10 protein-coding genes and 3 pseudogenes are annotated in these 15,352 nt (G+C 37.2%); 10 read left to right on the top strand and 3 right to left on the bottom strand.

Annotation, left to right across the window (positions count from 1 at the left end; genetic code table 11):
- The first annotated feature begins 309 nt into the window (after window positions 1–309).
- The 4 genes and pseudogenes from G3O09_RS04925 to G3O09_RS04910 all read left to right on the top strand — a co-directional run bounded on the left by G3O09_RS04925 (window position 310) and on the right by G3O09_RS04910 (window position 3,332).
- Window positions 310–732 (top strand): DoxX family protein, encoded by a 423-nt coding sequence (locus tag G3O09_RS04925; RefSeq protein WP_163100378.1) that lies wholly within the window; start codon window positions 310–312, stop codon window positions 730–732.
- A gap of 412 nt (window positions 733–1,144) precedes the next feature.
- Window positions 1,145–1,453, top strand: a pseudogene (locus G3O09_RS04920) (SDR family NAD(P)-dependent oxidoreductase); the annotation flags it as partial.
- A gap of 218 nt (window positions 1,454–1,671) precedes the next feature.
- Window positions 1,672–2,187, top strand: a complete 516-nt coding sequence (locus G3O09_RS04915) for a hypothetical protein (protein WP_240338342.1) — start codon at window positions 1,672–1,674, stop codon at window positions 2,185–2,187.
- A gap of 686 nt (window positions 2,188–2,873) precedes the next feature.
- Entirely contained in the window at window positions 2,874–3,332 is a 459-nt protein-coding gene (locus G3O09_RS04910; RefSeq protein WP_240338341.1) for a DUF600 domain-containing protein, read from the top strand.
- A gap of 400 nt (window positions 3,333–3,732) precedes the next feature.
- Here G3O09_RS04910 and G3O09_RS04905 read toward each other — a convergent pair whose 3' ends face one another.
- Complete coding sequence (locus G3O09_RS04905) at window positions 3,733–4,866, bottom strand: low temperature requirement protein A (protein WP_163100376.1); 1,134 nt, start codon at window positions 4,864–4,866, stop codon at window positions 3,733–3,735.
- Between the two features lie 394 nt (window positions 4,867–5,260).
- On the opposite strand from G3O09_RS04905, the gene G3O09_RS04900 reads away from it, so the two are divergent.
- The 6 genes and pseudogenes from G3O09_RS04900 (at window position 5,261) to G3O09_RS04875 (ending at window position 13,102) form a co-directional block, all read left to right on the top strand.
- The gene (locus G3O09_RS04900) at window positions 5,261–5,818 is read left to right on the top strand and encodes an NADPH-dependent FMN reductase (RefSeq protein ID WP_163100375.1); all 558 of its coding nucleotides are present in this window, start codon (window positions 5,261–5,263) and stop codon (window positions 5,816–5,818) included.
- A 181-nt stretch (window positions 5,819–5,999) separates the two neighbouring features.
- Window positions 6,000–6,644 carry an isochorismate family cysteine hydrolase YcaC gene (gene ycaC, locus G3O09_RS04895; protein WP_163100374.1) on the top strand — a complete coding sequence of 215 codons (645 nt, stop codon included), beginning with the start codon at window positions 6,000–6,002 and terminating at the stop codon, window positions 6,642–6,644.
- 974 nt (window positions 6,645–7,618) lie between these two features.
- Window positions 7,619–7,834 (top strand): annotated as a pseudogene (locus G3O09_RS04890) (recombinase family protein); the annotation flags it as partial.
- A gap of 282 nt (window positions 7,835–8,116) precedes the next feature.
- Window positions 8,117–8,212 (top strand): annotated as a pseudogene (locus G3O09_RS22975) (YjcZ family sporulation protein); the annotation flags it as partial.
- 409 nt (window positions 8,213–8,621) lie between these two features.
- Window positions 8,622–8,801 (top strand): hypothetical protein, encoded by a 180-nt coding sequence (locus G3O09_RS04880; RefSeq protein WP_163100372.1) that lies wholly within the window; start codon window positions 8,622–8,624, stop codon window positions 8,799–8,801.
- A gap of 836 nt (window positions 8,802–9,637) precedes the next feature.
- Window positions 9,638–13,102: a LamG-like jellyroll fold domain-containing protein gene (locus tag G3O09_RS04875; protein WP_163100371.1), complete on the top strand. Its 3,465-nt coding sequence runs from the start codon at window positions 9,638–9,640 to the stop codon at window positions 13,100–13,102.
- Window positions 13,103–13,623: 521 nt separating this feature from the next.
- Here G3O09_RS04875 and G3O09_RS04865 read toward each other — a convergent pair.
- Both G3O09_RS04865 and G3O09_RS04860 read right to left on the bottom strand, forming a co-directional pair.
- Window positions 13,624–13,842, bottom strand: coding sequence for a hypothetical protein (locus G3O09_RS04865; RefSeq protein ID WP_163100369.1), 219 nt, complete (start codon window positions 13,840–13,842; stop codon window positions 13,624–13,626).
- 104 nt (window positions 13,843–13,946) lie between these two features.
- Window positions 13,947–15,311 carry an aminotransferase-like domain-containing protein gene (locus G3O09_RS04860; protein WP_163100368.1) on the bottom strand — a complete coding sequence of 455 codons (1,365 nt, stop codon included), beginning with the start codon at window positions 15,309–15,311 and terminating at the stop codon, window positions 13,947–13,949.
- Between the last annotated feature and the right edge of the window lie 41 nt (window positions 15,312–15,352).

The following is a 15,352-nucleotide window of genomic DNA, read 5'->3' as shown; positions in this document are numbered from 1 at the left end:
AGCCACAAACATGTTTCTACAAGTAGGGGGCGAACTGTTTAGTTGACGGGATCTAATCCCACGGGGGCTTACGTTCTACCCCGGCTACTATGTTTATATTAAGACCAAATAAAAAATGGTCAACCAGTATTACTGGCTAACCACATAATACGAACGGGGGCGTTAGTTGAAGATTATGAAGACTGCTTATGCAGTCTTTGTTAAATTGTTCTAACTGGCAGTATTGTTGAATAAGTATCCTTGATGTTAGTAATTGGGAAAGTTTGGAACTTGAATAAGTTTCACTGAACATTTATGAGGAGGTAACAAATGAGTAAATTTATCGTTGCAGAAACAACCGCGAAAGTAGAAACCCAGTCCAGAGGAAAAATGATTGCTTATTGGTCAGTGACATTACTACTCGCAGCATCTGTTATGTTAAGTGGTATCGGGCAACTTATGCAACTTGGTGGAAACATCGAGTTAGTGACGAATCTTGGTTACCCATTATACGTCTTGACCATTCTTGGGATTTGGAAAGTGCTTGGAGCCATCGCTCTCGTCGTGCCAGGTTTTCCTCGTCTTAAAGAATGGGTACACGCTGGTATATTCTTTTTAATGACTGGTGCGGCTTTATCTCATGCGTTTGCTAACGATTATGGTGATTACGGGTTTTCTATTATCCTTCCGCTTTCATATGCTGCACTAAATTTCGCCTCGTTGGCGCTACGTCCGAAGAGCCGTAAACTTTAGGAAGGTGGTGAAAATATGTTATTGAACTAACGCATACTATAGTTGAAGAATAGAGCAGCAGTTACGCTGTTCTTTTTTTGTTCTGATCTTGGGTCTTTAAAAGGGAGAAAACTATCAACTTATTGGTTGAAATAATGAAAAATCATTTAGACATTTAACATCAAAATTCTCTTAAGCACCATACTACATTGAAGAAGCTATAAATATAGAATACATATTTACGAAGGCAGAAATAATCTAGTTTTACGGAAACCTCCACATTGAATTCTTTGCTTGACTTAGAGTTTACTCTAATCAGTATAATCAACTCGTAGTTCAGTCACAATAGAAGAATTGAATAGACTTTAGGATGAATTTATATGAAATATACGGTTATAACGGGGGTCAGTTCAGGAATTGGGTATGAATCGGCTCAGAAGGTCTAGCACAAGAATTGAAAGAAAAAGGAAAGGCCATGAAAGTGAAAGTTTTAGCTCCTGCTGCAACTGAAACTGAATTTGCTAAACGTGCTTTGGATTCAGATGAATTCCGATATGAAGGTGTAGTTCCTAAATTTCATACGGCGAAAGAAATGGCTGAGTTTATGTTAGAACTTTATGATAGCGAAAAGGTTGTTGGCATTGTGAATGGTGAAACGTATGAGTTCCAATTAAGAGACCCGATTTATCCGTACTTAACGAGAATAAGAAAAAAATTTTGGGTACCCAATTTGAAGTTTTAGATCAAAATCAATTTAGATCCTAAAGGAGCGAAAAAACATGGACAAATTTAAATACATTCAAAATAATCATTTAGCACTATCGTTGGTATCAAGTATATGAAGTCCCACTTACCAAAGCACGCATTGACAATCAGTTAGATATTTTAGCGGAAGAAGTCGAAATCTCATCACAAGCTGGTACGACGAAAGGCAAAATAGGGATTGAAGATCGATTAAAAATGTTTGAAGGTTGGCAAAATGCACATCATGTTCAAAACACAACAGTCAAACAGATAAGCGGCGAGGAGCTTTCGTTAGAAGCAGATATTCTTTACCAAAATATACGTCCAGATCAAAGCAGATACAGTTATAAAATTCATTATTCAACTATTTTGAAACTTCGCGATAACGAATTGCCTCTTTTTACAAAGGTTCATTTAGAACCAACAAGTACGATAGAAAATCCACAATTTCAATCTGCATATGCTGAAAATCGAGCAAAATCATTTATGCATTATTGGGTGTATTTAATGGAAACAGCATCTGTAAACAGCGATAAATTCACAGAACTATTAGCTGATCAATTTGAGTTAGATTTAAGCACGACTTCTAAAGTTACTACACTAGAAGGATTTAATGAATGGTTGGCGACCATTCCTAATCAAGAAAAACAAAGCGGACATTATCCGAAAAACTTATCCGTTACAGAAAATACTGATCATACGATAACTGATGATTGCCGAAACACATCATGAATGGATACTTGAAAATAATTTAGATGAGCGATTTGCTCGTATGAAAATGATGAAAGTAATTCAAACAAAACCATTTCAAACAGTAGAATAATTTAAAATGTAGCCTTTTTAGATCTCAATAAATATACTTTTCGAATAAACACAGAGATTTTTTACCTCTGTGTTTATTTAAATTTTCGTCGATTGATATTGCTCGCATGACCCAAAATTTAAAATTAATTAGTGTATTCTCTGGTTCTAAATACTACTTAAAAGTTCCAAATGGTAACGAATTATATTTGGTAAAAGCCGTTTATTATACTAGAGATGTAAGTGGAGATATGAAGATTGATTATAGCGAGTCAGAAAAAATGCAGTGATTTTCAATACATAATTTTCCTAATGATTTAACTGAAGATTATAGAGAGTTTATAGAGCAATACATAGATTGTGAAGTATTGTACTTAAAGTAAAGGGGGCTTTAGTTGCAGAACATGATCGACTGTATAGTCGATTTTTTTAATGCCCTAAATGGCAGAATAGTTGAACAAGGAATGAGAATCAATGTACTAAAGTTATAAGTGAGCAAGTTGCTCTTACTGTTAAAATTAATTATGAAGGTACGAACTTAAGACCATCTAGTTTTGAAGTGAAATATGTTATAGATGGTGATGAAGAAAACAATTATAAAACTTGAGGTGATACGAGTGGTTAAAGTATTTGAAGATTATTTTTCAGAGTTACAAGCAGATATGGTAGCTATTTGTTTAGAGTATGTTGATAATCAAGCTGATGATATTTATATCTATGGTTCATATGAACCAGAAATGTATGCTTTCGATGTATTTTATAAGATTAATGGTAATGTGATACTTAAGAACAATATTAATGTTGCAGTTAATGATAAAGAGGAAAAGTATGATACTTCATTAGATAGGCAAGAGGCAGTTTTAGATATTGGACTAAAAAATTTAGAAGAAATTCATAAAAAGTGTGAAGAGTTCAATAAAGAAATGCCTACGGAAATAAAACTGCATTACAAGGTAAAAGAAAATAGCTTAACAGGACGATATAAGTATGATTTGGTTTATTCAAATGATGATAAATTATTACCAGATGATATTTTTGATTTATGGTTTGGAGAAATAAAAGATAGGAATATGTAGTATGGTACTTGACTAGTATTTAATGACCTAACGGGGGCAAGAGTTAATGAGGGTGATCGCTGCGGCGGTCTTTTTGTTTGTTTGACTAAAGGGCAGTTGAACAAGAAGTGATTATTATAGTATATTTTAGTAGTTTATAGCGTTAAAGTGGTGGGATGAAAAAGAAACTAAAGTGGGAGGAGGCTTTCAAGAGATACAACTATTATATTTAGTATGGACCCCTCCTTTGCATTTGATTTTAAGCACGGATTTGATGAAAAAGGGGAGACGTGCTTGGTTTAAGTAGCAGGGGGGTCTCTTGATTAATTGTGACATAATCCATTTTAACTAAAGATGGGTTGATCCAAGAAGGATTGAAGGTTTTTTTTATGTATTAACCCCCTATTAAACATTAAACATTTTATATTCTCGGATGAATCTCATTTGTCGACGGTTGCTTTTTATTAGAAATTGTTAATTTAGTAAAGATAATAAAAAACAAGGTTAATTCAGCTATTATCAAAATATTTGGTACTACAATAATCAAATTAATAATAAAAAAGACGGCTAAAATTCCTAAAAATAACCCTAAATGATAAATTTTTAATCGGTGGTGCACATGTCTATATTGATGGAAAACAAAGGTAGTTGACAGGAAATAGAGCAATACAGATCCAAAAACAAAAAATAAGATAAATGAGTAATGGACTTCATGTAAAAACAATAGTCTGATAGATGCTGCGATCATGCTCAAAGACATTAATATAAACAGATGACCGTAAATAATGATTTGGCCGGAAGTTTGTACAGACTTGTCGAGTTTCTTCTCCATGTTATCGAAATATTGCCACCACATCGATATAATCAGGATAAATGAAATGATCGCAAAGCCTATTGAATACCAATTTCCTTGTGTAGGCTGAATGACCGCAAGAGTGCTAATCAGCGCTTCCCCAAAGAGAATAATTGAAAATAAACCAAATCGCTCTAATAGGTGAGCCGTATTTGTTGGAACCTTTTCTAAGCACTTTCGTCCAAGCACCGGAACAATGATATCAATAAGGATGCCCGTATACAACACAGCATATCGAACCCAAGAATCAAAAAAGACGGAGAATAATGAAATAACGATTCCAATCCAAAAATACCTTCCCAAAAAGAGGGCTGCTTGTTTTCGAACTCCCGTTTCTATACGCTGGACAATAAGATATTGGATCGCAGTCACTGCTCTTAAGCCAATATACCCAATTAAAAAAGAAAGATAATAAGGATCAAAATCAACTGATAAACTTGATGTCATAATTAGTACAAAAAACATTTGCAAGATCAAAAAGATACGTTGATGAAATAAATCTTTTCCAAACCGGTTAATAAATATGGTTTGCCCTACCCAAGCCCACCAAATAGGAATAAAAATTAATACAAACTTTACTAAATACTCTGCATGGATATATCCATCTTCAACATGAAGTAAAACATGAGTCGCAGCCGCAACCGCCGCCACAAATAACAAATCATAAAAGAGCTCTAACCACGTCACTTTCTTTTCTTCCATTTCTGCACTCCCTCCAATTCTTTATAGTTTATAGTATGCTAGAAATATACAGAAATTAGAATGTTAAATAAACATGACATAAACCATTTGCCATATCTTTGGAACATGGTGGTTTTGGTTAAATAATTAAAAGCATTTCGTTTCATTCTGTTAGAATTCATCATTTATTAGATGTAGTACTTTTTTAACCCTGCTATTATGTTAAGCAATTTATCAAACACAAGCCGAATAAAAAGAAAACAAAAGAGATATCCTTAAATCCCTAAAACTATTCTAGCCTTTTTGAAATAAACACTTCATTAAAATAAAAAATTTGTAATTAGGTATAACGTCGCTTCTTACGTTTTGGAATATTGTGGTAACATGAAAGTGATTTTAAACGAGGAGGAATTGTATGACCAAAACCATCGGCCTTATTTGTGGTAGTTTACGTAAAAACTCCTATAATCGAATCATTGCTCAATCATTAACAGAGCTGGATGATTCCCATCAATTTCGCTGGATTGAAATTAATGAACTGCCTTTGTTCAACGAAGACTTAGAAATAAGCGTTCCAGAAACAGTGACATTATTTAAATCCGCTATCCAGGGCGTTGACGGTATCATTATTTTAAGTCCAGAGTACAATTCTGGAATTCCAGGCGTATTAAAGAATGCATTGGACTGGGCATCAAGACCTCGGGAATCCGCTGTCCTTAGCAGAAAACCGGTTGGTCTAATTGGTGCAACTCCTGGGGGATTAGGTACTGCCTTTGCTCAATTGCAAATCAGACAAATACTAGAGGCCATGCAGGTTCATGTTCTTCCATTTCAAAAAGTGTTGATTTCCCAAGTACATAAAAAGATTGATTCTGAACAGAAAGTCCTTACAGACGAACAAACAAAACGTTATCTTCAGCAATATTTACACCAATTTATTCATTGGATTGATCACAATCCAGCTCTAGATTAATTGAAGAAGTCTAAGCTTCATTAATCATTTATTTTTTATAAATACTACTGACACATAATGAGTTTATAGAAACGAATGCCAGTAATCAGTTCAGTTACATTGGAACAAACGTAGGAGTTTAACATACATTTTCCAATCTATGAATCTTCTTCGATAACTTTAATTAAAGGAGGACATTAAAATGTCTGATTTCTATTCTCGTCTTAACAAAGATGATGCTGCCGTTCTTTTAGTGGATCATCAAACCGGCCTTATTTCCGGACTTGTACGTGACTATGGTGTTGATGAATTCAAGAACAATGTTAAGGCTCTTGCTAAAACCGCAAAGTTTTTTGATTTACCAGTTATTTTAACAACAAGCTTTGAAAATGGGCCAAACGGACCACTCATGCAAGAATTGGTAGAACTTTTTCCTGACGTGCCAAAAATAGCTCGTCCTGGACAAATTAACGCATGGGATAATGAAGATTTTGTCAAAGCAATCGAAGAAACTGGAAAAAAGCAACTTATCATCGCTGGCGTAGTGACAGATGTTTGCGTTGCATTTCCTGCCCTTTCCGCTGTGAACGCTGGTTATGAAGTATTTGTTGCTACTGATGCTTCTGGAACATTTAGCAAACAAGTAGCGGATGCGGCATTAATGCGTATGGCCCATGGTGGGGTGCAGCTTCTGAACTGGTTTAGCATTGCGTGCGAATTACAACGTGATTGGCGCAATGATGTTGAAGGTTTTGGCGCTTTACTTTCTAGCCAGCTTCCTGGATATCAAAATCTTATTGGAAGCTATAGGGGAGCTCAGAGAGATCTTAGCAAGCAGCCTAACTAGATTCGCAGCCTATTAATAACTCACTTTTTCCAATATACAAGCTTCTGGCTTATTCAAGAAAAGTGCGCTATCCAGTAAATCAAAAACTCTACTAATAATAGTAGAGTTTTATTTTGATTGGTTATGATTTCCTTTTATGTGATTCTTTCTTTTTCTTTAAGTTTTCCTCATGCCGTTTTTTTCTTTTGCTATTGCAAGTTCTATAGCATGGGGATCATATTTAAGTAAATCAGGGTTTTTAGGTTAAAGTAATCTTTGAGAACCCTTTTTTCCGTATCTGTTGGCAGTACAGGTGCTTTGGGAATCAGCAAAGGATAATCACTATTACTCAATGCGTAAGATAAAACCTAATACCTTCATCAGATAAGGATTCTTCCCTATAATCATAAATTCCATTTTCTTCAAAAGTGCTTTTATCAAAAATAATTCTTACCACTTCATAGGGTTTTCTGTCTTTGAGCTTATAAACTAGTTCTAGTTTTAAAACAGTCTGACCCACTAATTCCTGTTTTATTATTTCCCATCATTGATTTTAGTTTTAGGAATTTCATAAATTTATGAGAAGCCACCTATATTTTTTAAATGTTCTATTTCAAGGTATGGGATTAGCAATCGGGGGCTTTTCTGCAATATCTTTAAGCTCTAATACAGTGCAGAATATTAGTGTACGATCTTCCAATAAAGGGCGCTTTCCAGGAATAAGGAAAGCGTCATTTTTATGGAATAAGGATTGAGTTACATACCAAGTTTTGAAATCATTGTAACTAATCAATCGGGGAGTTTAATGGAATAAGACTAACTAATAACTTAAGGTGACCTCAAAAAGGTCACTTTATTAATATAGTCGTAGTAGATTTTTGTTTTTTAGAAAATGTGCAAGATTGTTCGTCCTCGAATAAATCTGGTTTTCGAATGGGAATAAAATAGGATTTATAGATGGCATAGGGGTTGAGGGTGTATTGCAACTACCGTTATCTCAAGAGGGAAAAGCAATTGCAAAGCAGCGAGAGGATTTTAGAGAGGGAAGACCAAATGTGTACAGTAAAAAACAAATATCACATGCTCTAGGTTTATTAGAATCACACTCATATAAGCAAGTTGAAGATTTAACTGGAATGAGTAAAAGTACATTAATTAGAGCAAAAAAGAAATTGGCTGAAACAAAAAGTTACTGCACGTTTCTTCTTTAACAAACGGGGCAGTTTAGTTTAAGTGAAATTATTCACAAACAAGATGTTATATTCAAACTCGAATAAACTAAGTACATGAAGACGTTCTTCAATAATCGGGCCAGATAGTTTAATAAAAGGACCTCCAAGTAGCCTACAATTGTTATTATTTAAACTTAACAGAAAAGAAAGTTTTTTCCCCTTTTGGATTAGCCCTTATTTCGTGTCATTTACCTATCTCGAGCATATTATAATCTTACCCATTGTAATATTTCCTTTAATTTCTAAAAGGAGCTGTTTTTTATGTCAGATTTTGATCATCGAGGCAGTAGTGGTTTTGCTTTAATTGTTGTTTTGTTTATTCTTTTAATAATAGTAGGTGCTGCTTTTGTTGGTGGTGAATGCTGCGGTCCAGTCGGAATTGCTCCAGCATATGGATATCCAACGTACTGCTAATATGTTTATATAAAATGCCGGCCCAATTAGAGGTCGGCTTCATTGTTAACTTCCGAAGCGAAGGATGAATTTACTTTTGAGGAAGTAAAAATTTTTTTAAAAAGTGGACAATACCGTTTAGTGCAGGTACAAGTCCGGGAAAAGGCTTTCGACTTTTTATAAATTGCTTCTGTGTCTTTCTTTGTTCATTTATTTGCCGAATAACTAGATTGTGAATTCGGAACGGAAAACTACAATTCTAGTCGAATACACAATGCATTATGCCTAGGTTAATGTCTCAAGCAACTTGTCCTTATTCTACATATAGTATTAGGAAATTAATAATAAAATAACGGAGTGATTAATATGTTTTTTGGATTTAGATGCTGTCGTCATCGTAGGGACAGAGATGATGTATTTGGTATTTTTGACAGAGACAGAGATTGTGATAGAAGAAGAAACTTTAGGTTTGACAGGTTCGATGACAGAGATTGTTGTCGCCGTCGCCGTCGCCATTGCTGTCGGAATTGGTTTTTCTAATATCTATTGTTAGTTCTCATCTTTTCCAATTCCTTTCTTTGTCTATTATTTTCACTCCAAAATCATTCATGTAAGCAAATTTCCTTGGTATCATTGACTCAAAAGGAGGAGCCTCAGTTAGTTGTGCTAATAAGAGCGTGCTCATGCTAGAAGCCACCTGATGAAACTTCAAATGTCGTTCTACCAGAAACAGGGAAATGGGCACTCTTAGTTTATATTGATGGGAAGTTATTTGATACATTAGTTATAGATGTTAAGGATAATTAAACGACTTCAATAATGTGCAATAAAAATTAGGCTTGGAGAGATTTCTCCAAGCCTTTTTTGATGTGATTTATATTGCGAATTCATTTGTTTATATTCTGCGATTTAATCTGTGATTTATCGTATTATTTTTTATTTTGTATCCCAAAAGTGAACCCGTTACTTAAATAGTGGCGTTCCTTTTTTACTAAATTGTAAGTGGCAAATTTTAATAGAGAGTAAATCTAATGTAAAAGTTTCATAAATGGGTTCTGGGGCAAAGAGATTAAATTGCATTGCTAGTAGTATCTATAAGTCATTTTAAGTTTTACTTAATACGGTATGTAGATTTGTGGAATATATTAAATATTTCGAACCATGATACGCTTCTTTCTGGCAAGGGACACGACCGCATTACTAAAAAACAATGTTCATTGCCTCGTATTTTTATTCAAAATTATTAAAAGGCAAAAGGAGGGGAGAAAAAATGAAAAGAGTGGAATGGAAAAGGCAACAGACGAAATTCTACATACAAAAACGGACTAAGCAAAATGACAAAAGGCCATTTCATATTGAGTATTACAAAGAATTACAGGAGGTTTAATTATGCTATTTCTTAAAAGGTTAAAAAAGCCATTTCTATCACTCATGCTGGTGAATGTAGCCCTGACGGGTGTAGTAGGCAGTACTTCGGCAGAAAGCTCTGCATCAGTGACAGAAAACACTACGGAAGAACCTATCTTCAGCTTCATGTCAATGTCGGACACGCATAGCGATACGGGTAAAACGGCTAAAGCTGTAACGGATGCTAAAAATAATAATGCTAGTGCAATCGTTTTAGTCGGAGATATAACCAATCTCGGGAATAGCGGTGAATATGACGCCATAAGAAATGCTATCGATTCTGTAAAAGATCATCCGCCGGTGCATTATACAATGGGAAATCATGAATATGATTGGCAGTCGGATTATAATGTAGCGAAGAACAGATTTATAGAAAAGGCAGGAATACCAGAAAATAAGGTGTATTACCACCGGGAAATACAAGGCTATGACTTCTTATTTTTAGGGTTTGATAAGAAGCCGTCCAATATCGCATATATGTCTGACGAACAGTTAGCCTGGTTTGAAAGCAAGCTTGCTGAAAATGCTGAAACGGACAAGCCGATTTTTGTGTTCACGCATAATCCTATTTACCAGACCGTATCCAAGTCATATTCGGATAATTATGGTCAAAATATGATACAGGAACAGAAGTTCAGAAATATCCTCGAAAAATATCCACAGGCTATTTTAACAACAGGGCATCTTCACGACGATGTTAAGATACAAGGCAACATGTACACCAATAGATTTACTGCATTAAGAGACGGTGCCGTTTTAAATAGTCAAGCTATGATGTTTGATGTATATAAAGACAAGGTGCATATAAAGGGAAGGGATGTAACTACACAAAAAACCATATGGGAAGGTACTATGAGTCTGCACCCGAATACAACCGGCATGTATGAAGCCGAGGATAGTGTGTTCGCATATGCAACCTCTGGCGACGACATAAATCCGTCCGGCGGCAAGTATGTGAATATGAACAATGGAAAAGCATATATCGAGTCGCTCAAGGTTGACGGAGGAGCTTCTGGCGGCAATAAAATATTGAAAATAAGGTATGCTACCGATGCTGCCAATGCTACCAAGGGAATATATGTAAATGGGGCCAAAGTACAGACGCTCAGCTTTCCGACTACCGGAAGCATGAGCTTGTATAACGAATTGGCGGTACCTGTTGAGCTGAATCCGGGTCCAAATAACAAGATCGTCATACAAAGCGATGGCAACGCAGCGGGCGTGAACATAGATAAAGTCCAAATTATGGATAGTAAAGATCCCAAAAATATGTGGGGATTTAACGGCAATGGCAACGACAGTATCAAGAGTGGGATTAATGCAACTTTGCATGGAAGTGCTGCCTATGATAAGACGGATAAAATGGAAGGTTCCGCTTCGCTCAGCCTGAACGGTGCTGACGGTAATTATGCAAGTGCAGATCTTGTATCCAACAAACAGAACAATTTAACGCTAACAGCCTGGGTGAAGTGGAATGGCGCAACTTCGGGATCGCAGCAGATCTTATCCAATGGCGATGGCCTTAGCAACGGTTATTCCATCGTGCTGGATCATGACAAGGGAGATAAGGTAGCAATCGCGATCGACGGGCAAACGATCCTGGGATCGCAGACTGCTTTGACTCCAGGACAATGGACCAATATTACTGCGGCAAGAAGAAACGGCACCTGGGAGCTTTATATCAATGGCAAGAGCAGCCCGGTAACCAATAATACAACAGATCCTTCTAAGCCAACAACGGGAACGTATATCGGTGCGGACAGTAGAGGCGAACAAAGCTTCAATGGACGTATTGATGCAGTAAGGGTTTACAATCAAGCATTGTCTACCGATCAGATCATGGCAATTGCCAACGAGACTTCTAACGTTAAGTTGCAAAGCATCGAAATAACTAATCTGCCAACAAAGTTGAATTACCTGTATGCAGATGCGCTTCTTTTAAATGGGCTGGTTGTGACAGGCACTTACAGCGATGGAACAACAAAAGTGGAGAACGTAACGGGTGATCATATTACCGGCTTTGATAGTTCCACTCTTAAAGAAGGAGTGGCAGTGACTGTGACTGTAGGTGGAAAGACAGCCAGCTTTAAGGTAAATATTTTAGATGAATTGCCTGGTTCAGCATCGGTGCCAGGAAGGATAGAAGCTGCAAACTACAATAAGAAACAGGGTCAAGTATTTAGATATCAAGGGACTAATGATGGCGGACCCGCATTTCGAGTGAATTATTTAGAAAAAGACGACTGGATGGAATATAACGTAGATGTGGCAAAATCGGGATTCTATCAATTAGATTACAAGGTGGGAACAGCACCGGGTAGAACGGGAGAGGTTGAATTCGAGGTAGATGGAGTACCTCAAACGAGAACCTCATTCTCAACTGGGAATTGGGACAACTATGCCATTAAATCCGAAACGGTCAGACTGAGTGAAGGCTCACATAAAATAAGGCTGAATGTAACTCAACCTTTTTGGGTTTTTCGCTGGTTTGAATTGACAGAGGTTCAAGAAAAAAAATTGAACAGCATCACTGCGATCGCACCGGTAACAGTGGCCATCGGAACGGCGAAGACAGCGGAAGCTCTTGGATTGCCTGCTAAAGTAGCCCTTGTAACCGATGGGGGAAATGTGGATGCCACTGTGAATTGGGATGTAAATAGTGCAAGCTACGATCCAACTGCCACGACGGCGCAGACCTTCACGGTAACAGGAAAAGTAACTCTGCCTATTGGAGTCACAAACCCGAATAGCGTTCCATTGACAACAAGCATTAGCGTATCTGCAAGGGCTGCCGAACTAGTAGCCCACTGGAAGTTCGATGAAGGATCTGGTACAACCGTCGGCGATTCTTCAGGCAACGGCAACACCGGAAATCTGGTTAACAACCCGAGATGGACCGATTCGGGCAACGGCGGAGCGCTTGCTTTCAGCGGCGGATCAAGGGCCGAGTTCAACTCTTCGGCAACTTTGAATAAAACAGGTGACGAGTCCGTTTCGTTTTGGTTTAAGACTTCTCAGCCTGCAACCAACACAACGAGCATTTTCCGTAACAGTAATCGTTTCACGGCCCTTCAGTTGGCAGGCGGTCAAGCTCGCACGGCCCATTGGCCCATTGCTTCATCCAGTTATAAAGCGTTGTATTTTCCATGGACCTACAACGATAACAATTGGCATCATTATGTGGCTTCCTACGATCATTCAACGGGGATGAAGATTTATATCGACGGTAACTTAGTTGCAAGCGATACAACGAATCTCGGACCGCTTCCGACTGTGACGGATAAAATCGTGCTGGGAGCCACAGAAACCGGCGCAGAAGGTTACAATGGACTGCTGGACGACGTACGCGTATTTGACCTCCCGTTGACTCAGGACGAAGTAAGGCAATTAAGTGATCAACAACCGCCTACGACAACGGACAATGCGCCAAGCGGCTCAGTCAATTAAGATGTCACTGTAACCTTTAGCGCGAGCGATACATTAACACAATTACGATACGCTCAAGGGATTAGATTTAAACTTTGATGAAATGAGTTCCCGCTGCAAAATATTTGCAGCGGGACGCTCTATATTTGGGAATACAATTTCAGATGTCGTTCAACTTGCCAAGAAACTTGGTGTTGAAAGCTTGAACGATACAATGACCAATCCATGGCTAGAAGCGTTTCTCTTTCTAGATAAACAAGCTGTTGAAGGGGGCTTTAGTTAAAGAAGAAAATCAAAAAACCGGTATAACAACCGGCTTTTTTCACAGATAAAAAATCAACACTATCCTTTATCAGAGTCAATTAAAATATAATTTGTCGTAATAAAAAATCAAAAGCATTTCGTGATAAAAGGAGTGGATATTCCACTCCTCTTCTTTTCTTTAATAATTGTTAAACAACATGTCATTATTCCTAGAGTAAAACCCAAACTTAACTTTTTTTATCTTTCAGTAAAAAATGATGAGTACGTCCATTATTTGTTTATCTTCTTCTTTTTTTAAGATCCTCTAAGCTAATTTTTGCCTTTTGAATAGGCTCCAGAGTTACCTGCACTTGAAATTTTCTTTCATCAATACTATTTACTCTGGTTACTTTTGCTTTACGACCCTTAATCGTTAAATTTTCACCAACTGTAGGAACTCGTTTTAGCAGCTGATTTAATAACTGGTTTTTATTTTCGTAGTAATACACAACATACATATGGCTCTCACCTATTTCATATGGGATGTGACACATAATCCTTCATATAAAATATATGTTCACCATATAATTTAGACCATTTAAGAATAGAAAAATTTAGCACCTTATCTTACTTTGGCCACATTCTTTAACCGTTCCAAACCCTCTACTATTTGCTTCTCATTCAAAAAAGAATAGCTAAGCCGAATCCAAGAATCCATCTCCTGAGATGGGTCACAAATCGTTCCTGGAACGAACGATATGGAATGCTCCAAGCTTTTTGTTAGGAGTGTTTTTGTATTTACCCCTTCAGGTAGCTTAACCCATAGGTTGAGTCCTCCGTTTGGGCTTATCCATTCCCAACCTGTATCAGCAAGGGTGTCCTCCATTACTTCTTTACGAATGTGCAGTGCAGTACGAAGTTTTTCCAAATGCAGCTGCATCCTTTCTGAAGTGAAGTAATGGAGGAACATTTTTTGATTCAGTAAAGGAGATCCATTATCAGATAGCGATTTTGCTGTTAAAAGAACTTTCATAAGTGGATGGCGACTCGCTACTACTGCAATACGTAAGCCAGGGGCTACGTACTTGCTATAGCTTCGGATGTATATAACATACCCTTCTGAATCATATGTGAAAAAGGGTGGTGGAGGCTCCTTGTCAAAAAAGATATCATGAAATGGATCATCCTCAACTATGAGGCAATTATAGATTTCTGCAAGCTCGACCAATCGCTTTCGCTGTTCTGCAGGCACTGAAAAGCCCGTCGGGTTGTGAAAGGTTGGATTCATATAGAAGAGCCTAGGCTTATGTTGTTTCATAAGCTCCTCTATCAAATCCAGGTCAAAACCACTTGACCGAATATCAATAGGAACAATGGTAGCATGTAAGTGACGGAAGATATCGATAGCTGCACTGTACGTTGGACGTTCAATGAACACCGTATCCCTCGGTCTTATGAATGCTTGAGCAATTAAGTTGATAGCTTGTTGGGCACCAGATGTAATCAATAATTCATCTACAGTAACAAATAGTCGATGTCTTTTCATTAAATAATCGGTTAGAACATTCCTTAATTCTGCATCCCCTTGGACGGTAGAATACGTTCCTAATACCTTAGGGTACATATCAAATACTTTTTTCACATACTCTGAAAAGTAATGGTTCGGAAGCAGGTTTGGATCAATTACAGCTTGAGAAAATTGGTACTTCACCTGTAGCTGATGAATGTCTGATAAATGACTTTGGATAAATGGAAAATCTGAACTCCCATTAGATGGGGGGAGGATGTAATACCCTGACTTATCCTTCACAAACACCTTTTTTTCTTCTTTAAGGCGTTGGTACGCTTTGAAGACAGTTAGTCGGTGAACTTGAAGCTCCTTCGCAAGCTCACGAATAGAAGGAAGTTTTTCTTCTGCATTCCAATCGCCACCATTAATTCGATGGACCATATAATCATAGACCTCTTCAAATTTCTTTTCCCGCATCAAAATGCCCTCCCGTTATTCTTAGGATAACAGAATGAATC

This window comes from Peribacillus alkalitolerans (assembly GCF_010882125.1).
In the GTDB taxonomy this organism is placed as follows: Bacteria; Bacillota; Bacilli; order Bacillales; family DSM-1321; genus Bacillus_BN; species Bacillus_BN alkalitolerans.
The sequence above is the reverse complement of the archived record's forward strand: the minus strand, read 5'-3'. Positions and strand labels throughout refer to the sequence as shown.

Coding starts and splice junctions, on each gene's coding strand:
- ycaC (WP_163100374.1), top strand. CDS start 6,000: ATGTCTGATTTCTATTCTCGTCTTAACAAAGATGATGCTGCCGTTCTT.
- G3O09_RS04865 (WP_163100369.1), bottom strand. CDS start 13,842: ATGTATGTTGTGTATTACTACGAAAATAAAAACCAGTTATTAAATCAG.
- G3O09_RS04900 (WP_163100375.1), top strand. CDS start 5,261: ATGACCAAAACCATCGGCCTTATTTGTGGTAGTTTACGTAAAAACTCC.
- G3O09_RS04875 (WP_163100371.1), top strand. CDS start 9,638: ATGCTATTTCTTAAAAGGTTAAAAAAGCCATTTCTATCACTCATGCTG.
- G3O09_RS04915 (WP_240338342.1), top strand. CDS start 1,672: ATGTTTGAAGGTTGGCAAAATGCACATCATGTTCAAAACACAACAGTC.
- G3O09_RS04860 (WP_163100368.1), bottom strand. CDS start 15,311: ATGCGGGAAAAGAAATTTGAAGAGGTCTATGATTATATGGTCCATCGA.
- G3O09_RS04925 (WP_163100378.1), top strand. CDS start 310: ATGAGTAAATTTATCGTTGCAGAAACAACCGCGAAAGTAGAAACCCAG.
- G3O09_RS04905 (WP_163100376.1), bottom strand. CDS start 4,866: ATGGAAGAAAAGAAAGTGACGTGGTTAGAGCTCTTTTATGATTTGTTA.